This is a genomic window from Chitinophagaceae bacterium C216 (assembly GCA_028485475.2).
Lineage (GTDB): Bacteria > Bacteroidota > Bacteroidia > Chitinophagales > Chitinophagaceae > Niabella > Niabella composti.
Genome location: CP144143.1, coordinates 759,772 through 779,082, shown reverse-complemented (window position 1 = coordinate 779,082; position 19,311 = coordinate 759,772). Strand labels below are relative to the sequence as shown.

Below are 19,311 nucleotides of genomic sequence, written 5' to 3'. Positions count from 1 at the left end.
AGCTAAAAACCTTATTTGTTTATGGCTAGATATAATAGCAAATTACTCAGCCTGAGTGCGTCTACTCAAAAATTTGCCAACAACCGGAAGCTGCGCAAATTCTTTGCGCTCTACATTTAGTATAAAAAAGAAATATAGTAGCAGTAATATGGTAGCGATCGTGTAATTCACCCATGCTAAGCTTATGCTTGCTGTGGCATAATGATGTAATATTTGAAACAATACGGCAATCAGTATATATGCACACAATTTTTTAGTGGCATACGGGATGCGATAATGTTTTTGCCCCCATACATACGAAATTACCATCATCGTACCATAACAGGCAAAAGTAGCCCAGGCGCAGGCGATATATCCATACCTTGGTATAAAGAGGTAATTAATAAGTATGGTAATTGCCGCTCCTATCAATGTAATGTAAGCCCCCGCCAATGTTTTGTTGCCTAGTTTGTACCAGATGCTGAGATTGTAATAAATACCCAGGAACATATTAGCTAGCAACAGAATGGGCACTACTTTCAATCCAGCCCACATAGCGGGGTTTTGAATAAAATGTTTCCAGATATCAAGATACAGCATCACAAACAAAAACATCAGACATACCGTAATCACAAAAAATTTCATCACACGAGCATAGATACGAGGTGCATTTTCACTGGTAGACTGTTTAAAGAAGAAAGGTTCGGCCCCCATCCTGAAAGCCTGAATACCCAATGTAATAAGAATGGCCAGTTTGTAACATGCAGAATAAATACCCACCTGTTCTGCGGCATCGCCCGAAGCCCCATCGGGTTTCCACCATCTCAAAAGCATAATGCGGTCGGCCGTTTCATTGACCATACCCCCCAACCCCACAATAATGAGTGGCAGACTATAAACCATCATCTCACGCCACAGGCGTCTGTCAAACTTAAATTGAATACTCCAAAACTCCTTCGACAATAATAGAAAGACTACGATATTCTGAATGAGATTGGCCACTAAGATATAACCCACAGCCCAGTCTTTCTGATATAGATGGCTGAAAACATTCTGGCTATTCTGCTTAGCCCAATCGGGAAAATAACTTAAAAAGAAAAAAGTAGCCCCGATATTCACAAATATACCAACCAGTTTTACCACAGCGAATTTGATAGGACGCCCATCCAGACGCAGTTTGGCAAAAGGAATGGTTGTAAGCGCATCTAATGCTATAATACCTGCAGTAAGCACTAAATATTCAGAGCGATCAGCAAATTCCAACAATCGAGAAAGCGGCTTATTAAAAGCAATCAGTAGTAGGGTTAATGTAAGTGTAGAATAAATTAAGGACAAACTGGAAGTACTATATACCTTATCCTTATCATCGGTTTGCGAGAATCGGAAAAAACCGGTTTCCATCCCATAAGTAAAAATCACATTCATAAAAGGGATGAAAGCATACAGCACACTCATCTGCCCATACTCACCGGTAGTGAACTTGTAAGTAAGATAAGGTGTGAGTAGGTAATTAATAAACCTAGCGGCAATAGAACTTACGCCATACCAGATTGTTTGTCCTGCTAGTTTCTTAATTCCGCTCAAGAGTAAAAAATTATTCGTGCAAATTTAAACTACTTAAAATAAAACATAGAGTTAATATACCTTTGCAAAAGTTATATCTTTAACCGTCAAGCATTATTATGATTAAACAACTGGCGCTTATCACAACATGTGTAATGGTTTCGGCCTATGCCTATGCTCAGGCTTATGAAGGAAAAGTAAAATACGGAAAAGAAGAGGAACCAGCCATTGTGATGACCTACGATTACCCGCAAAAAATTGTAGAAAGCGCTCTTATTGCCAAACTAACCGATAAGCAACTCAACGGAACATTGAATAAATTAGGTTTTTACGAATACCCAGATGTTGTATTACCCGACATCAGTAAAAGCAAGCTGGATTATTACTTTAAGTTGGAAGAAACTGGTAACAGCAATGCTAAAAAAACCACACTCTACATGATAATGCATGGCAGTGGCGACATAGAAGGTATAGGACAGCTGGCCACCCGTGCTAAAACTTTTCTGGAAAACATGTCTGCCGATGTAAAACGCAGTAATACCATTGCAGCAATCAAAAAACAAGAGTTGTTATTGGTGGAGGAAGAAGAAAAGCTGTTTGAATTGCGCAAGCAACAACAGGAGTTAGAAGAAAAACTTGCTGCACATAAAGCAAAAGTAGAGGCGCAGCAAAAAATCGTTAATTCACAAAAAATGCTTGTTGAAGATCTTAAAAAACAGCAATAACCTATTTCAAAACTTGCGGTAATTATACCCTCAATGAATTAATTAACTGCTATAAGATTTCCGTCTTTATATTTCAGAAAGTATAGTTTTTTATTCTCGTAGTTGCGAATCTTGCCGTTCAAATACACAGGTTGTATATCGAAATCGAAGAACACTGATTCGATTTTAGCGGCCAAGTTATTATTGATATCTTTTCCGTATTGGTTCAACAACTTTCCGAAACGATAAGTAAGTCCATATGCTCTAAAGACTAAATCACTGGGACGTGCATACATTTTTTTATTGTAATAATCCACGATGGCTTTAGCAGCCGGATTATTACCCGCGTGATAAAAAGGGGTGCTGTAAATTATTTCCACTCCCTTATAATCGTTACTTGACAATTTAAGATTTTCCCAGGTAGGCATGCCAATAACGGTTAAGGAAGCATAATTATTACTGTTGGTAGCAAATTGTTTCAACACATTGTGTCCAAATTCGGTATCAAGCGAACCTACTACATACACTCCTGCCTGTGTGGGTTGTGTGGTCGTACCCAAAGCCTTTAAAGCAATTTCGTCATTCACCGGCCTGAACTTCAGCTTAACAGCCTCATTGTAATATTTATTCAGCTTTTCGAATGCATCTTTTATATATTTTTCAGACTGCATATTGCGGGTAATAAACGTTATCTCCTTTCCCGCATAATTACTTTTAAGATAATTATACAATCCTTCAATCTGTGTTTGTAAGGTAGGATTCAGCACTAAAAAATAGGGGTTATCAGAAGTATTGGCATCGTTGGGTACAGTAGCATTCAATACAGTTATCTTCTTATCAGCACCTAATCTTGCCAGCTTAGACAGTTCTGCTATTGTACAATTGGCGAGGATAAGCTCCACACCGTCAGCTGCACATTTACTGAATTGCTGCTCTATGGTTTCTCTTGAAGATTTGGTGTCGTACACGTATACATCCAGCGGAATATTTTGTTTATTCAACGAGTCGATTGCCAGCAAAACCCCGTGATAAAACTCCAACCCTTTAATGGATTGTGTAGGAAAGTTCTTTCCGGAATATTTATAGTTTCCAGCTGCGTCAAAAGCCTCATCTAGATAGAGGGGTGTAAAAATGGCCATTTTATGCCGGGTGGTTGACGGAGCTTGGGCAATGGCAAACAAACCAGCCAATAAGGCAATTGCAACACTGAATAGTCTCTTCATTTATATTGTTTTAAGTCAAAATCATCATTTACATATGATGAATGGACTATGAACAAATATTATTCCGAACTGACTGAAGATACCAAAAATAGCCTACTCCCATTCTATAGTGGCCGGGGGCTTACTGCTGATATCATATACTACCCGGTTGATGCCACGTACATTATTAATAATGGCATTACTTACATCAGCCAGAAAATCGTAGGGGAGATGCGCCCAATCTGCTGTCATCCCATCCACACTGGTAACGGCGCGCAGCGCAACGGTATACTCATAAGTACGCTCATCACCCATCACACCTACGCTTTTTACAGGTAATAAGATAGCTCCTGCCTGCCAAACGGTTGCATAAAGCCCTGTTTCTTTCAGTGCATTGATATAAATGTGATCGGCTTCTTGTAGTAATTTTACTTTTTCCTCAGTTACCTCACCTAAAATGCGTATAGCCAAACCGGGACCGGGGAAAGGATGTCTGTCTATTAAGTTAGAAGGAATACCCAGTTCGCGCCCCACTTTTCTTACTTCGTCCTTAAATAAGTAACGTAAAGGTTCTACTAGTTCTAGGTGCATTTTTTCCGGCAAGCCACCCACATTGTGGTGCGATTTGATGGTTACAGAAGGACCATGTACGGAAACACTTTCTATTACATCAGGATAAATAGTACCCTGTCCTAACAATTCGATGCCCTCTATTTTATTGGCCTCTTCCTGAAAGACTTCAATAAAAAGGCGGCCGATGATTTTACGTTTTGCTTCAGGCTCGGGATTACCTTTCAGTTCTTTATAAAATAGCTTACTGGCATCTATCCCCTTTACATTCAACCCCAGCTGCTTGTAGGTATCCAGCACCTCCTGAAACTCATTTTTTCGTAATACACCGTTGTCGACAAATATGCCGTGAAGCCTGTCGCCAATAGCTTTATGAATAAGGGTTGCAGCCACAGTGCTGTCCACACCACCGCTTAAAGCCATAATAACTTTGCGGTTGCCAATTTGCTCTTTCAGGCGCGCCACCGTATCAGTAATAAAGTGGGCGGGCGTCCAGTCTTGACTACATCCGCAGATATTCACCAAAAAGTTCTTAATGATTTGTTTTCCCTCAGTACTGTGGTATACTTCGGGATGGAACTGTAAGCCATATAACGGGTTTTCTTCATTGCATTTAAATGCAGCAACCGGAATACTTTCTGTTGTTGCCAGCACTTCAAAGCCCTCAGGAAGCTCCAAAATGCTGTCGCCATGGCTCATCCATACCTGACTTTTGGGGCTGATGCCTTTCAGTAATACGTCAGTTTCATTCTGCACAATCATCGATGCCCTTCCGTATTCTCGCTTACTACTTTTCTCCACACGACCTCCATAGGTTTTTGCCGTCAGCTGTGCTCCGTAACAAATACCCAGCACAGGCAGCTTTTTCACTAGATCTTTTACGCTAATCGCGGGAGCATTTTGATCATTTACCGAAAATGGCGAGCCGGAAAGAATAATTCCCTTTAAATTGCTATCGATTTCGAAAGGTTTTGAATAAGGGATAATTTCGCAATAGACATTTGCCTCTCTTACAGCACGGGCAATTAATTGGGTATATTGTGAGCCAAAATCCAGAATAAGTATTCTTTCCGTCATAATGCGGCGAAGGTAATACAATTTAGGTTTTTGAGGGGACAGAAATTTGGGAGCCATCAATCGGATATGAAGAAGAACATATTCAAATATCCGTTTTAATAAACCCGCCGAATCAATGTTATTTCGGCTAATTTAAAAAACACAACACATGAAATACTTAAGCATTTTTGTAATTACAGCGCTGCTCATCAGTTCCTGTAATGTTGTCAATACACGTCGTATTAAGGGCGATGGAAACATCACTTCCAAAACTTATACCTATAAAAACTTTTCGTCAGTGGAAGTGGAAAATGCCATGAAGGTGTTCCTGAGACAGGATTCGGCTTATAGTGTACGTATTGAAACGGACGAAAACCTTTTTAACTGGATTGAAGTGCAGGTTAAAGACGGAAACAAACTGATTGTGGAAAACAAAGACAACGTCAGTTTATCCCCTACAGATGAAATTAAGATATACATAACGATGCCTTTGTTAGACAAAATCTCTTTGTCCGGAGCCTCTCAACTACATACCGAAAATAAATTTATACAGGATCAAAAACTAGAAGTAGAACTATCTGGCGCATCCAGTGGTAACCTTCTTGTTAAAGCCCCGATTGTGGATATTGAAGTTACCGGAGCCAGCACCATCCATGCCGAGGGAGAATGCCGCGATATTATTGCCGAAGCAGTAGGGGCCTCAACCATTAATGCTTTTAACCTGCTGGCCGAAAGTGGAAAGGCAACTGCTACCGGGGCCAGTACCATAAGATTATTCAGCAGCGTGTCTTTGAAAGCCGACGCTACAGGAGCCAGCAGCATTAAATATAGAGGCAATCCTAAAATTACCGCTAATTCCACCGGCGCCAGTAGTGTAAGTAAAGACAATTAGCCCCATTGATATTTGTGCTTTAATTTTCATCGGGAGTGACAGATAAAATTCACAAGACGAAGGGTATTGTATTACGAAACGTAAAGTACGGAGAGACCAGCCTTATTGTTGCTGTATATACTGAGTTATTTGGACTGCAATCCTATTTGCTAAACGGAATCAGAACGACTTCCAAAAAAGGGGCCAATAAAGCGGCTTTTTTTCAGCCGGGGGCAATACTCGATATGGAGGTTTATCACAACGAGTTTAAGCAGCTGAACCGTGTGAAGGAGTACAGATGGTCTTACATGTACCAAAATGTCTTTACCGATGTGCTGAAAAACGGCGTGGCAGCTTATATGATTGAGCTGCTTTCCAAATGTCTTCACCAGCCAGAAAGCAACTATGGTCTTTTTGGATTTATGGAAGACTGTCTGCTATTACTGGATAGCTGCACCGATAAGGTAATGGCTAATTTTCCCGTTTTTTTTGCTACCCATTTAACGGCCTTCTTCGGGTTTTCCCCACGTAGTGCCACACCCGAAGTTTTGCAAAGCGACCGTATGTTATTTGACATTGAAGAGGGGTGCTTCACCACCGAAACAGTCTTTCACAGCCGGTACCTGGAAAGAAAAAGTGCCCTGGTTCTCGCCGAACTGTTACAGACGCGACACCCACAAGAACTTGCAGAAATTAACGCCAATGCGCAAATCCGCCGCCAGATACTCGACGCCATGGAATATTATTACAGTCTGCACCTACAAAACTTCGGAAAAATGAAGACCCTGCCCGTGTTAAAAGAGCTCATGGCCTAACCCTTTTGATTATTTAAAAACTGCTATACCCGGCTTCTTTCCTTTCTCGAAACTGCCATACTGATGGTCGATTTTTAATGCTCTAGCACCATTAAGCGTTGCCCACTGCAGCATGTTCTCTAGAGGGATGGCCGGAAAATATTGTTGCAATAATTTTATTTCTGCCGCAATACTTAGTTGATGATTCGAGGCAAGGCTATCCGTACCCAATACGATATTACAATTGTTTTGCATTAATAGCTCCACAGGCGGCAGCATACGACTGATATAAAAATTGGCATGAGGGCATAAGCACCAAAACACATCGGTCCCCGCCTGATGGACAAACGCAATATCACTGGGACTTGTGTATACATTATGAACCAGTATTACCCGATGCCCGGGGCGAAAATGGTGCAGATAGGTTTGCAAACTGGTTTTTCCAGAAGGCTTGAAAAAATCCATTTCCATTCCCAGAGCCTTGAAGAATTGCTCAAAAGCTCCAGTTTTCTGTTCAAACCAGAGGTTTTCTGCTTCCGTTTCCTGATTATGTATGCTCAAGATTCCGTTTTGCGGAAAACTCATGAGCTTTTCCCATAATGCATCCGACATAGAATAAGGAGCATGGGGGGTAAGTGATACCCGGTCCATACTGAAGTGATCGGAAAAAATGCGATATACACTTTTATAAATTCCGAAATTTCTATCTGCCGCAGCAGGTTGGGCTCCCATAGCCTCCACGAAGTTGTGGTAATACAGGTTGTTTTTTTGCTTCTGGGTTAAAGTGTGTGTAGTATTGCAGATATCGCCGACAGCTACAATACCACTTTCTTGCATTTCCTGCTCAGCATCAACAATGGCTTGTAAGATGGTTTCTTCCGGAAAAACTCTTTTTTGCATAATTTGTAATAGAAATCCGGTAAGACCGGTCTGCTCTGGAATAGCGCCCTTTAAATGACTGAGTTCCAAATGACAATGACAATTTACAAATCCCGGTGTTAAAACTCCCTCAACTTCCTGTACATCGTCTCCGGCCTCTTCAAGGCTCACAATATTCTCCACGGCTCCGTCATCTTTTAATATCAGCACACTATTCTCCCGGATACGGTATCCGTCAAACAATTGCTTTGCCGATAACTTATTAAAACGCATCTTATAAAATAATTTAACTTTGCTCCCCTTCTGTAAAAGTAAGAGATTAACATGTTAGATAGACTAGAAGCTATAAAGGCCAAGTACGACCAGCTGGCAATTGCATTGACGAACCCAGAAATTGTGAGTGACAATAAAAAATTTGCAGCAACCAGCAAGGAGTATCGTAGCCTAGAAAAAATAGTAAACGCATACAACGAATATAAAAAGTTACTCGACGATATTGAGTTTAATAAAGAGGCTCTGAACGGAGACGATGAAGAACTGCGGGAGCTAGCCAAGCTGGAAACAGCCGACCTGATGGAACGGAAAGAGCAAATGGAAGCTACTATACGCCAATTACTCATTCCTAAAGATCCTCAGGATGAGAAGAACGTGATTATCGAAATTCGTGCCGGAACCGGTGGCGATGAGGCGAGCCTATTTGCAGGCGACCTGTTACGCATGTATATCAAATACTGCGAAAAACAGGGATTCAAAACTGCCATCCTCAGCGAAAACGAAGGTACAGTAGGAGGGTATAAAGAGGTTCAATTGGAAGTAGTAGGAGATGATGTTTATGGTACTTTAAAATTCGAAAGTGGTGTACATCGCGTACAGCGTGTACCTGAAACCGAAACACAAGGACGTGTACATACTTCAGCTGCTACAGTAGCCGTAATGCCTGAGGCAGATGAGATCGATTTTGAGCTGAAGGAAAGCGACGTGAAGATGGAAACAGCCCGAAGCGGCGGTGCCGGTGGTCAAAACGTAAACAAGGTAGAAACTAAGGTAATGCTTACCCACATTCCTACCGGAACCGTAGTGGTATGCCAAACCGAACGCACCCAGCTGGCCAATAGGGAAAAAGCGATGCAGATGCTTCGTACCAAACTATATGAAGAGCAGGTACGCAAGCAGGAAGAAGAAATTGCAAGACATCGTAAAAGCTTGGTAAGCACCGGTGACCGAAGCGCTAAAATTCGCACTTACAACTATCCGCAGGGTCGTGTCACCGATCACCGCATCAATTATACTTCATACAATTTGGATGCAGTAATGAACGGCGATTTGCAGGAGTTTATCGACAGATTGCAATTTGTCGAAAACTCAGAGAAACTGGCTAAGCAGCAATAAGCCACTATTGCTTTTTTCTACCTGATAGGCTGATCAATAGTGCCGGAAGAAGAATAAGATTGGTGATGGTTGCCGTAACTAGTGTCAGTGAGGTGAGCCATCCCAATGCTTTGGTGCCGCCAAATCCGCTGAAACAAAAAATGACAAACCCAGCAATCAACACCATGGAAGTATAAATGATACTAATGCCAGTACTGTGTATGGTTTGTATTACCGTACTTTTTACATCATGGTGATGATAAGTCAGTTCCTGCTTATAATTTACCAGAAATCTAATCGTTATATCAATTGCTATTCCCAATGCCACACTAAAAATAAGTACAGTGCTTGGTTTTAAAGGTACTCCTGCCCAACCCATAATACCGGCAGTAATGATTAGCGGTATAACATTGGGAATTAAGGAACATAACAGAATACGTAAAGATTTAAAAAGATAAAGCATACATAGGGCAATCAGTAGAAATGCCCAAAAAATACTTTCCTTAAGTCCGTTGATAATAAATCTCCCTCCTTCCAGAAAAGCAATACTGCTGCCTGTAAGGGATACATTATATTGGTCTGCTGGGAAAAGTTCGTCCGCACGTTTCTGTATATCGGTCAGTAATTCAGGAAGCTTATTGGTACCAATGTCGGCCATGTTTACGCTCAGGCGGGCTTCTTGGCGAGCACTGTCCATAAAGCGATTGATCAGCTTACCGAAAGTATTTTCTCCTTCTGATGATATTTCGGCACTATTATTTCGCATGTTCACATACTGTGAAAGGCCGGGTAAATCCAGTTCGGAAGGCATGGCATAGTTGTTACTATCGCCTTCATAAAAAGCCTGTCGAGCAAATTTTAACCCCTCTACCAGACTCAAGGGGCGTGCCATTTCAGGTCTTGCTGCCAGATATTGTGCAAAAGAATCAATTTTTGTCAGATTACTAAAGTTTCGTGTAACACCGTACTTCTTTTTTGTATCGATGAGAATTTCCAACGGCATAACGCCTTTGAAATTTTTCTCAAAAAATTTAAGATCGGTATAAATTCTATCGGTCTTAGGTACATCGTCTACCATGTAAGCGTTGCTCTGCAACCTGAAAGTGCCTGCTACCGCAATAATCGCCAACACCGCCGTTAAGGTGTATATCAGTTTGCGATGCGAAAGGGACCATCGCTCCAGTCGATCCAGCCAACGGTTCAAGCACGGATTGTCTAGATAACGCACATGTCTGTTTTTGGGCGGCGGTAGAAAATAAAGAACGATGGGTATTAGAATCAACGATATGAAAAACAATAAGGTGATATTGAGACCTGCCACTATACCGAATTCTTTAAGGATGGCACTTTTGGTAAGCGCAAATACCGCAAAGCCGATGGCTGCCGCCACATTACAGAATAAGGTAACGATACCCATTCGGCTTACCATATCCACTATAGCATTCTTTTTTTTCTGCTGTACCGGAATATCGTTGCCTAACTCGGCTTGTTTTTGCCAACTAGTGTGATACTTATTCAAAAAATAAATACAGTTAGGGATACCAATCACAACAATCAGCGGCGGAATTAATGCCGTAAGTAAGGTAATCTTGTATCCCAATAAATGCATAGTGCCTACACTGAATACCACTCCGATAATTACAACACCCAAGGAAAGTAGCATGGCGCTTACCGAACGGAAAAATAAAATCAGAATCACAGCAGACAAAACCAGCGAAGCTATCAGAAAATAGCGCATTTCATTGGCTATACGTGCTGCCAATACGGTACGGATATAAGGCAATCCGCTTAATTTTACTTCCACACCGGTATTTTGCTCAAATTGCTGGATGCGATGAGTAATGGCGGCAACTACATCATCTCTTTTTTTGGAATTAATGACAGTGGGATCCATATTGAGTCCCATGAGATACGCTTGGGTTTCCGGATTATAGATCAGTCCTTTGTAAAAGGGAAGATTTTGAAATATTGCAGCGCTGTTATCTATTTGTTGTTGAGATAATGGCAAGCTTGGAAAAATTCTTTTTGCCTGTAGTTGGGAGGAAGTAGCATCCTTAATAATATTGACGGCACCGGGAATACCAATGATGTCTATAACGCCAGTAATTTTTCTAAGATCGTCGTGAAGAGCAACATACTGGTTAAAAAATTTTTCACTGAAGAAAGCATCTGTCTGAACGCCTAACACAATTACATTTCCATCCTCTCCGTACTTCTTTTTAAACTCTTGAAGTGCAATATTCACCGGATGATCTATCGGTATCGCCTTGGTATATTCATAACCTTGCTCCACTTTGCTTCCCCATACGGCAAACAGGGCCGTGACCACAATCATTACCACCAAAAGCACAAAACGATTCTTCAGGATAAATTTTCCAAGTTGCTCCCACATAAAGACTATAAAGTTTAAACTATGGCTATTGTTTTATTCGATCAATACCTTGTCCATCAGGCATAAAAAGATGCCATGAATATATAATCTTTTCTACTTATACTGATGACAAGTGTTTATGATGAGTTTTTCGAGAAAACTACTTTGTATCAGAATGCCCTAAACTTAAATCGGGCTTTATGATATCACGGATACGTTGTTTTAATTCTTTTATCTCAATAAATCCGCCATCCGCCTTTCGGTCAAATATCAGGGTACCTTCTACATATATTTTATATACTCCGCCCACTACTCCCGGTTTTAAAGACACCGCTTCCACATAATCGGAAAATGTGGAAAGGAATTCCTGTGCCATATAAGCCGCGCGGAGCATCCAATTACACTTCGGACAATATTCTATAGTGATAGTAGGTTTCATATTTCAGCATAAAAAAGACAGTTAACAAAAGCTGTTAACTGTCTGTCAATATAAAAACTATTTTCTACTATAGTTAGGCGCCTCTTTTGTGATGATGACATTGTGAGGATGGCTTTCGTTCATTCCGGCGTTGGTAATGCGTACGAATTTTGCCTTTTTCAGCTCGGCGATGTTTCTGGCTCCGCAATAACCCATACCGGCACGTAACCCGCCTACATACTGATATATCACTTCCCGCAGGCTTCCTTTGTATGCTACACGCCCTTCAATTCCTTCGGGCACAAATTTTTTCACATCATCTTCTGGATCTTGGAAGTATCTGTCGCTACTTCCGGTAGCCATAGCACCCAACGAGCCCATACCTCGATAGGCTTTAAACTTACGGCCTTCGAAAATGATGGTTTCGCCTGGACTTTCTTCCGTACCGGCAAATACGCTTCCCATCATCACACAATCCGCACCGGCTGCGATTGCTTTTACCATGTCTCCTGTATATCGGATACCTCCATCGGCAATTAACGGAATACCTTTTTTAGACAACACTTTGGAAGCCTCCATAATTGCTGTCAACTGTGGCATACCGGCACCCGCAACAATACGTGTAGTACATATAGAACCCGGACCAATACCTACTTTCACAGCATCTGCTCCGGCTTCGGCCAGTGCTAATGCGCCTTCTGCCGTACCCACATTACCGGCTATTACATTCAGTTTTTTAAAGTTTTTCTTTACCTTCTTAAGGGTTTCGATCACTCCTTTAGTATGACCGTGCGCACTATCTAGTACTACCACATCTACTCCTACTGCAGTAAGGGCGCTGATACGATCCAGCACATCCAAAGTTATCCCTACACCGGCACCCACCAACAATCTTCCGTATGCGTCTTTAATGGCATTGGGAAAACTAGTTACTTGTAGAATATCCCGATAGGTAATCAAGCCCACCAAGCGGCCCTGCTTGTCTACTACAGGTAATTTTTCGATTTTATGCTTACGCAGAATGATTTCTGCCTTTTTAAGGTCGGTGCCTTCGGGAGCCATAACCAGATTTTCGCTGGTCATTACTTCCTTTACTTTGCGATTAATGTCTTGCTCAAAACGCAAATCGCGATTGGTAAGAATACCTTTGAGTTTTCCATTTTTGTCGATGATAGGAATACCGCCGATTTTATTTTCCTTCATCAACTTCAATGCATCGCCGATGGTTTCGTCCTCATACAGGGTAAGCGGGTCGAGTATTAAACCGCTTTCGCTTCTTTTTACCTTACGTACATGAGCCGCCTGTTGTTCGATACTCATGTTTTTGTGTAAAATACCCAAACCTCCTTCGCGCGCAATAGCAATAGCTAGGTCGGCTTCGGTTACCGTATCCATTGCTGCGGATAAAATAGGGGTATTTAAGGTAATATCTTTGGTAAGACGAGTGCGGATATCAACATCACGAGGTAATACCTGACTGTAAGCAGGTACCAGTAACACATCATCAAACGTTAAACCTTCCAGTATAATTTTAGGGGAATTTGCAGAATCTGCTACTTTCTTTCTTGTTGCCATGTGCAAAATTAAGGGAATGAGAATAAATGCAAACAGCTCTTTTTTAAAAACCCTCATTTTGGCCAATACAATATCATCCCGCGCTTCTGTGACACAAATAGTTAGGTACGATAACAAAACTGTTGGAACTACCATGCTTTTATTCGGCTTATATTTATAATATTTGCGTTGTAATGAGTGCAATCCAGATAGAACAACTTTCTTTCAGATACAAAGGCCAGCAGTCTTTGATTAAAAATCTTTCTCTTACGGTAAATGTGGGGGAGCGGTTCGGCATTTTCGGACCTAACGGAGCGGGAAAGACCACCTTAATGAATCTGATAACGGGTTTATTGCCTTACGAGCAAGGCAGTATAAAAATTCTGGATAAGGAGGTACGCAGTTTTAAAGATGAAATCAAACAATTAATAGGCCTAGTGCCTCAGGATTTTTCCTTTTATGAACAACTAAGTCCTATAGAGAACATGCAGTTCTTTGGAGCCTGGTATGGCATGTCCAAAATGGCTATTAAAAACAAAACAGAAGAACTGCTACAGGTAATGGGATTGGATACGGTAGCCCATAAGCCGGTAAAATTATTTTCGGGAGGAATGAAAAGGCGTGTGAACCTTGCTATTGGGGTAATGAACAATCCGCAAATCTTATTTCTTGATGAACCTACCGTAGGTGTGGATGTACAGTCGCGAAACGCCATCATTGAGTTTCTTAAAAAATTAAATGCCTCCGGTACAACTTTGGTATATACATCGCATCAGCTGGGTGAAGCCGAAGATTTGTGTAATGTTGTATCTTTATATGACGAAGGTGAAATTATTGCGCACGGTGCGCTCGATGTATTATTGAGTACGCATCGGCATACGGGATTGGAAGGGCTGTTTCTGGAATTAACCGGACGTAACTATCGGGATTAAACCGCTATACAAAATCCCGCTGTCTTGGTTTTTGGCAAATTATTTGCGTCTATTTGTATAAACACGCGATATCTTTTATAACACTTTAAATTAATAATTATGAATAAACTACTTACAGGTTTTGTATTGGGTCTTGTTGTGGGTGTGTTATACGCTCCGGACAAAGGTTCTTATACACGCCGCAAAATAAGTGATAAGGGAAATGACCTGAAGAATCAGTTTGCCGACTTCATTGATAGCTTGGCAGCCAAATTTGAAAATGCCGCAGATGAGGTAGAAGATTACGCTCATGAAAAAGCGGAAAAAATACGCACTGAAAATATCTAACCATTCAACCTTAAGTATATAAAAAGCTGCTATGCTAGCAGCTTTTTTATTTATTGGATAGGATTAATCCAGCAACTTGTACATTTTTCCGGGCAAGGCTTGTATGATATACTGCATTTCTAGATTTAGCATGGATGCCGCCACCTTGCTATAACTTAATCCGCTTCTAAGATGTATTTCATCAATACTAATTGCTTCGCCACTCTTCAAAACATCTATGATTGCTTTTTCGTCTTCGGTAAGATGAATGAAAAGCTCGCGTGTGTGCTTTTTTTTAGGTTTCTCCGCATCAGACCAGTTTAGGGTCTCGAGTAGTTGTGTGGCATCCGTTAATAAAATCGCTTTATTGGTTTTTATCAAATCATTACAGCCCGCACTCTTTTTATCTGTGACCCGACCTGGAAAAGCAAATACATCTCTATTATAACTATTGGCCAATTCTGCGGTAATCATACTGCCGCCTTTAACATCAGTTTCAATTACCACAGTGGCATCACTCATGCCGGCAACAATTCTGTTTCTACTAGGAAAATTAAATTTATCGGGTGGGGTTCCTTTTCTGAATTCGGTAAGCAGCCCTCCGTTCTGTATCATCTCATACGCCATATCGGTATGATGATACGGGTAGATCTTATCCAATCCGTGCGCCAGTACTCCAACGGTAGGAATGTTATTCTTCAAACAAGCCTTATGAGCAATGGAGTCGATACCGTAGGCCAAACCGCTCACCACCAGTACCCCGGCAGCGGACAACTTCTCAATAAACACTTCGGTAATGTATTTACCGTAATCCGTATTACTACGAGATCCCACTACGGCTACAATGCGAGGATGATTCAGATCGGCATTTCCCTTATAATATAAAAGTATCGGAGCATCATAACAGTTCAACAAACGTTTCGGATAATGCTCACTTTGTATAAATAGCGGCTGAATCTTATGTTTTTCAATAAAGGCTACTTCCTTTTCGGCCGTAGCAAAATCTTTAAACTCTAGTATTTGTTTTACTCTTAATGCGCCCAGCCCTTCTACTCTTTTTAAGGCAGCCGCTTTAGCCTTGAATATCTCCTCTACCGTAAAATGCTCCAGCAGATTACGAGCATGTACGCATCCAATACCGGGAATTAAGGTTAGCGCAATCTGATAAAGTAAAGAATTGCTCATTATCATAGGGTAACGACAATTCTAAATTAGTATCTAATTCGAAAAATACAACTATTTCAAGAGATAATTCACAAGTTCTAGAAACATCCACACAGCAGGTACTGCTATTAGCAGGGAGTCAAACCTATCCAGAAAACCGCCATGACCCGGCATTATGCGTCCGCTATCTTTTACCCCGGCCATCCTTTTAATTTTCGATTCTAACAAATCGCCCAATGTTCCAAACACCGATACCATCAGAGAAATTCCCAATAATAACGGCCAGTTAAAAAACGGCTGCAATATCAATGTGATGGCCGCAACACATAATATCATGCCGCTCAGGGTTCCTTCCAGTGTTTTCTTAGGCGATATTTTGCTAAAAGGTGTTTTTCCAATGGCCGACCCTACCAGATAAGCCATGGTATCGTTAATCCATATAGCTAGTATAATGATAATGGGTACATAAAATCCGTTTTCATGTCCCCACAATTGACCGCTATCTTTTATTAACGGATACTGGGACAACCGCATATATAACAGCAGTCCTACACTTAGTGAGATATATAACAGCCCTAGTGCTGCTATACCCAATGCTTTCTTATGTATGTAAGCCTGTCGAAAAATTCCCCAAATAATAAATACCAGCCCTGCAACAAGAAAAGGGAAAGAAAAACTACGAGCTACATGATAACCTAGAAAATAAAAATCACCAAAAAGTAATACTATATGAAAACCCAGTAGTGCAAACCCCAAGTGCACAAAAACATCCTGACGTGTAGCATGTATCTTATCGATAAGCTTCAGGTACTCGTACCAACATCCAAAATGAATGATGGTGATTAAAGCAAAAAAGCTGGTATAGCTTCCCAAAAGCCCTGCAGCCATTACCGCTACAAAAATCAGTGCCGTAAAAGTTCTTGTCCAAAATGTGGTCCAGTTAAAAGCCATTCGATGCAGTTGTTTTATGAGCGATGCTTTTTCTGTATTCTATAAATAAGTAAATGATAACAGGAACAACTGCCAAGCCCCAGTAGCTACCGTCTCTGTCGTTCAGTACTTCCTGCAAGGTTTTTCCCTTGCCGGTCTGTACATACATCATTATCACCGCAGTCGCATTATTCAAAAAATGCGCTAATATGCTCAGCCACAAGCGACCGCTATATTGAAAAATCAACCCCAACACAATACCCAATGCTACCCTCGATAAAAATCCATATACCGAAAAATGTACGGCACTGAAAATCACACTCACCACTATTACACTCATCCACAATTTTCCCGTACTGCGATACAGATAGTTCTGCAATCCACCTCTAAAAAAAGTTTCCTCACATACCGCCGGAACCAGCGCCAACACAATAATAGAGATAATCAGGTCGGGTATAGAAGCAAAACTGATAATACCTGCCGCTGTTTCGGCGTAATTGTGTTCCAGTCTGTCAAATACAATTCTCCAGTTTACCGGAAAGGGCAATTTATAGGTAAAATATCCCAAAGCACTGCTCAGCGCTAGTCCGCATGCCATTATCAATATAACCAAGCCGACTTCTCTGGCGGAAATAGCACCCTTAAAACCAGTTAAAGCCAGCGGACGTCTATTGATTCTTGATGCCACAAAAAGAGTAGGCACCAAAAAGCCGATAATAGCCGAAAGCGATTGCAACACCTGTATCTCTCTTAGATAGGCTTTATTCCCCACCATTTCCTGCAGGTGCTGCGTAACGAAAGCTATGCTTTTTCCACTCATCAGCGACACCAACGGTATGGCTATCACGCCGCTCAGAATAGTGCAGCCCACACCAAACGCAATCAACATAAAAAAGGCTGCAGAGTAAGAAACACCTTTTCCGGTAGCCTCCAGCTCATCCCGCTCCACCTGGGGAGTGTTATTCTCTTCTATCATGGTTTAAAAATAAGTGCGTAATTTTGCAGGCTCAAAATTAGGACTAAAAGTTGCTTATTTTTTATTAATTTAATTGTGTAACCAACGGCAGTGCAGGTGGCATCGTATTTGCCACGCTCGTTTTATCGTTCCGACTATATGGCATCCAATACAAATACAAAGCAGGTAGTAATAACTTCTCCTTCGGAGAAGTTTAACAGCATCATACTACCCGAATTTCCACTGCTGCTGGCACCTATGGAAGATGTGAGCGACCCGCCCTTCAGAGCGGTGTGTAAAGACAATGGTGCCGACCTGATGTACACCGAGTTCATCAGTAGCGAAGGTCTTATTCGTGATGCCATTAAAAGCCGCCGTAAGTTGGACATTTTCGATTACGAACGCCCCATCGGTATCCAAATCTTCGGAGGCGATGAGGAAAGCTTGGCCCTTGCGGCCAAAATCGTGGATGTAACACAGCCCGATTTGCTGGACATCAATTTTGGTTGTCCGGTCAAAAAAGTAGCATTGAAGGGTGCCGGCGCAGGCGTACTCAAAGATGTAGATTTGATGGTACGTCTTACCGCTGCCGTGGTAAAAAGCACATCGCTACCCGTTACCGTAAAAACCCGTTTGGGGTGGGACGAAAATTCGCTAAACATAGAAGAGGTAGCAGAACGCCTGCAAGATGTAGGCATTAAAGCATTGACCATACATGGCCGCACCCGTTGTCAGATGTACAAAGGCGAGGCCGACTGGACCCTCATCGGAAAAGTTAAGAACAATCCGCGCATTAAAATCCCCATATTCGGTAATGGCGATATCGATAGCCCGCAAAAAGCGTTAGAATACAAAAACCGCTATGGTGTAGATGGCGTCATGATAGGCCGCGCAGCCATCGGTTATCCGTGGATATTCCGCGAAATCAAACACTATTACAAAACCGGAGAGCTACTGCCTCCACCCACTGTAGAGGAAAGGGTAAATGTAGTGCGCAAACACCTCCGCAAAAGCCTAGAATGGAAAGGGCCTATCGTAGGTATTAATGAAATGCGCCGCCACTATGCCAACTATTTGAAAGGACTACCTAATATTAAAGAATACCGCAACAAATTGGTTACCCTCACCAATCCTAATGAAATAGAAGCCGTGCTGGACGAAATTATCGTTCGGTATTCCGGCTACGAATTTACCCGCACACCTATTGAGCTGGTGGATTATCATGAAAAGTGTAAATTACAGTAACTAGTAACTCAATCGTACTAATGAGTACTATATTTCATATTAACCCTTTAACTTAAAGGGGAGAATTATTTTTGGCCATGAATTTTAATAGCATAACTTAATGCGATACCGCCTTTAAACCCACTACACTGGCAATAAGGGTTGCAATAAAGAACAGTCGCCAAAACGTGGCCGGTTCCTTAAATATCAGTATACCGATAATGGCCGTTGTAACAGCTCCGATACCGGTCCACATGGCATAAGCCGTACCAATAGGAAGTTTTTGTGTGGCAATGTATAACAGCACCATGCTAATGGTTAAAGACACTAAAAAGCCGATAAGCCATAGTACAGACTCCTTGCCTTTGGTTTGATTGGCCATACCTAAACAGGTGGCAAACAAAGCCTCAAACAATCCGGCTACGATGAGAATTATCCAGTGCATAGTTACTTTATTAAAAACGGAAAGAT

18 protein-coding genes are annotated in these 19,311 nt (G+C 41.5%); 7 read left to right on the top strand and 11 right to left on the bottom strand.

Annotation, left to right across the window (positions count from 1 at the left end):
- Positions 1 to 42 precede the first annotated feature (42 nt).
- Entirely contained in the window at positions 43 to 1,563 is a 1,521-nt protein-coding gene (locus PIECOFPK_RS03225) for a lipopolysaccharide biosynthesis protein (RefSeq protein WP_330975586.1), read from the bottom strand.
- A 98-nt stretch (positions 1,564 to 1,661) separates the two neighbouring features.
- Between PIECOFPK_RS03225 and PIECOFPK_RS03220 the strand changes: the two genes are divergently transcribed.
- Entirely contained in the window at positions 1,662 to 2,267 is a 606-nt protein-coding gene (locus PIECOFPK_RS03220) for a hypothetical protein (protein WP_330975585.1), read from the top strand.
- Between the two features lie 38 nt (positions 2,268 to 2,305).
- Here PIECOFPK_RS03220 and PIECOFPK_RS03215 read toward each other — a convergent pair whose 3' ends face one another.
- Both PIECOFPK_RS03215 and guaA read right to left on the bottom strand, forming a co-directional pair.
- On the bottom strand, positions 2,306 to 3,469 hold the full coding sequence (locus PIECOFPK_RS03215) for an ABC transporter substrate-binding protein (protein ID WP_409966496.1): 1,164 nt from the start codon (positions 3,467 to 3,469) through the stop codon (positions 2,306 to 2,308).
- A gap of 93 nt (positions 3,470 to 3,562) precedes the next feature.
- On the bottom strand, positions 3,563 to 5,095 hold the full coding sequence (gene guaA, locus PIECOFPK_RS03210) for a glutamine-hydrolyzing GMP synthase (protein WP_330975583.1): 1,533 nt from the start codon (positions 5,093 to 5,095) through the stop codon (positions 3,563 to 3,565).
- A gap of 148 nt (positions 5,096 to 5,243) precedes the next feature.
- Here guaA and PIECOFPK_RS03205 point away from each other — a divergent pair, with 148 nt between their 5' ends.
- Entirely contained in the window at positions 5,244 to 5,966 is a 723-nt protein-coding gene (locus PIECOFPK_RS03205) for a head GIN domain-containing protein (protein ID WP_330975582.1), read from the top strand.
- 35 nt (positions 5,967 to 6,001) lie between these two features.
- Positions 6,002 to 6,760: a DNA repair protein RecO gene (recO, locus tag PIECOFPK_RS03200; protein ID WP_409966495.1), complete on the top strand. Its 759-nt coding sequence runs from the start codon at positions 6,002 to 6,004 to the stop codon at positions 6,758 to 6,760.
- Positions 6,761 to 6,769: 9 nt separating this feature from the next.
- Here recO and PIECOFPK_RS03195 read toward each other — a convergent pair whose 3' ends face one another.
- Positions 6,770 to 7,891 (bottom strand): amidohydrolase family protein, encoded by a 1,122-nt coding sequence (locus PIECOFPK_RS03195; protein ID WP_330975580.1) that lies wholly within the window; start codon positions 7,889 to 7,891, stop codon positions 6,770 to 6,772.
- 51 nt (positions 7,892 to 7,942) lie between these two features.
- Between PIECOFPK_RS03195 and prfA the strand changes: the two genes are divergently transcribed.
- The gene (gene prfA, locus PIECOFPK_RS03190) at positions 7,943 to 9,007 is read left to right on the top strand and encodes a peptide chain release factor 1 (protein WP_330975579.1); all 1,065 of its coding nucleotides are present in this window, start codon (positions 7,943 to 7,945) and stop codon (positions 9,005 to 9,007) included.
- Positions 9,008 to 9,011: 4 nt separating this feature from the next.
- Here prfA and PIECOFPK_RS03185 read toward each other — a convergent pair whose 3' ends face one another.
- The 3 genes from PIECOFPK_RS03185 to guaB all read right to left on the bottom strand — a co-directional run bounded on the left by PIECOFPK_RS03185 (position 9,012) and on the right by guaB (position 13,350).
- Positions 9,012 to 11,378, bottom strand: coding sequence for an efflux RND transporter permease subunit (locus tag PIECOFPK_RS03185; RefSeq protein WP_409966494.1), 2,367 nt, complete (start codon positions 11,376 to 11,378; stop codon positions 9,012 to 9,014).
- Between the two features lie 139 nt (positions 11,379 to 11,517).
- The gene (locus tag PIECOFPK_RS03180) at positions 11,518 to 11,796 is read right to left on the bottom strand and encodes a SelT/SelW/SelH family protein (RefSeq protein WP_330975577.1); all 279 of its coding nucleotides are present in this window, start codon (positions 11,794 to 11,796) and stop codon (positions 11,518 to 11,520) included.
- 57 nt (positions 11,797 to 11,853) lie between these two features.
- Positions 11,854 to 13,350 carry an IMP dehydrogenase gene (guaB, locus tag PIECOFPK_RS03175; protein WP_330975576.1) on the bottom strand — a complete coding sequence of 499 codons (1,497 nt, stop codon included), beginning with the start codon at positions 13,348 to 13,350 and terminating at the stop codon, positions 11,854 to 11,856.
- 173 nt (positions 13,351 to 13,523) lie between these two features.
- Here guaB and PIECOFPK_RS03170 point away from each other — a divergent pair, with 173 nt between their 5' ends.
- Together PIECOFPK_RS03170 and PIECOFPK_RS03165 are read left to right on the top strand one after the other, a co-directional pair.
- Entirely contained in the window at positions 13,524 to 14,261 is a 738-nt protein-coding gene (locus tag PIECOFPK_RS03170) for an ABC transporter ATP-binding protein (RefSeq protein ID WP_330975575.1), read from the top strand.
- A gap of 99 nt (positions 14,262 to 14,360) precedes the next feature.
- Positions 14,361 to 14,588 carry a YtxH domain-containing protein gene (locus tag PIECOFPK_RS03165; RefSeq protein ID WP_330975574.1) on the top strand — a complete coding sequence of 76 codons (228 nt, stop codon included), beginning with the start codon at positions 14,361 to 14,363 and terminating at the stop codon, positions 14,586 to 14,588.
- 63 nt (positions 14,589 to 14,651) lie between these two features.
- On the opposite strand, the gene dprA is transcribed toward PIECOFPK_RS03165, so the two are convergent.
- The 3 genes from dprA to PIECOFPK_RS03150 are packed head-to-tail and all read right to left on the bottom strand — an operon-like array spanning position 14,652 to position 17,637.
- Positions 14,652 to 15,752, bottom strand: a complete 1,101-nt coding sequence (gene dprA / locus PIECOFPK_RS03160; protein WP_409966493.1) for a DNA-processing protein DprA — start codon at positions 15,750 to 15,752, stop codon at positions 14,652 to 14,654.
- 51 nt (positions 15,753 to 15,803) lie between these two features.
- The gene (locus tag PIECOFPK_RS03155) at positions 15,804 to 16,682 is read right to left on the bottom strand and encodes a phosphatidate cytidylyltransferase (RefSeq protein WP_330975572.1); all 879 of its coding nucleotides are present in this window, start codon (positions 16,680 to 16,682) and stop codon (positions 15,804 to 15,806) included.
- Positions 16,672 to 17,637 carry a CPBP family intramembrane glutamic endopeptidase gene (locus PIECOFPK_RS03150; RefSeq protein WP_330975571.1) on the bottom strand — a complete coding sequence of 322 codons (966 nt, stop codon included), beginning with the start codon at positions 17,635 to 17,637 and terminating at the stop codon, positions 16,672 to 16,674. The genes PIECOFPK_RS03155 and PIECOFPK_RS03150 overlap by 11 nt, the downstream gene beginning before the upstream one ends.
- 138 nt (positions 17,638 to 17,775) lie before the next feature.
- On the opposite strand from PIECOFPK_RS03150, the gene dusB reads away from it, so the two are divergent.
- Positions 17,776 to 18,861: a tRNA dihydrouridine synthase DusB gene (dusB, locus tag PIECOFPK_RS03145; RefSeq protein WP_330975570.1), complete on the top strand. Its 1,086-nt coding sequence runs from the start codon at positions 17,776 to 17,778 to the stop codon at positions 18,859 to 18,861.
- A gap of 97 nt (positions 18,862 to 18,958) precedes the next feature.
- On the opposite strand, the gene PIECOFPK_RS03140 is transcribed toward dusB, so the two are convergent.
- Positions 18,959 to 19,285, bottom strand: coding sequence for a DMT family transporter (locus PIECOFPK_RS03140; RefSeq protein WP_330974903.1), 327 nt, complete (start codon positions 19,283 to 19,285; stop codon positions 18,959 to 18,961).
- Positions 19,286 to 19,311 lie beyond the last annotated feature (26 nt).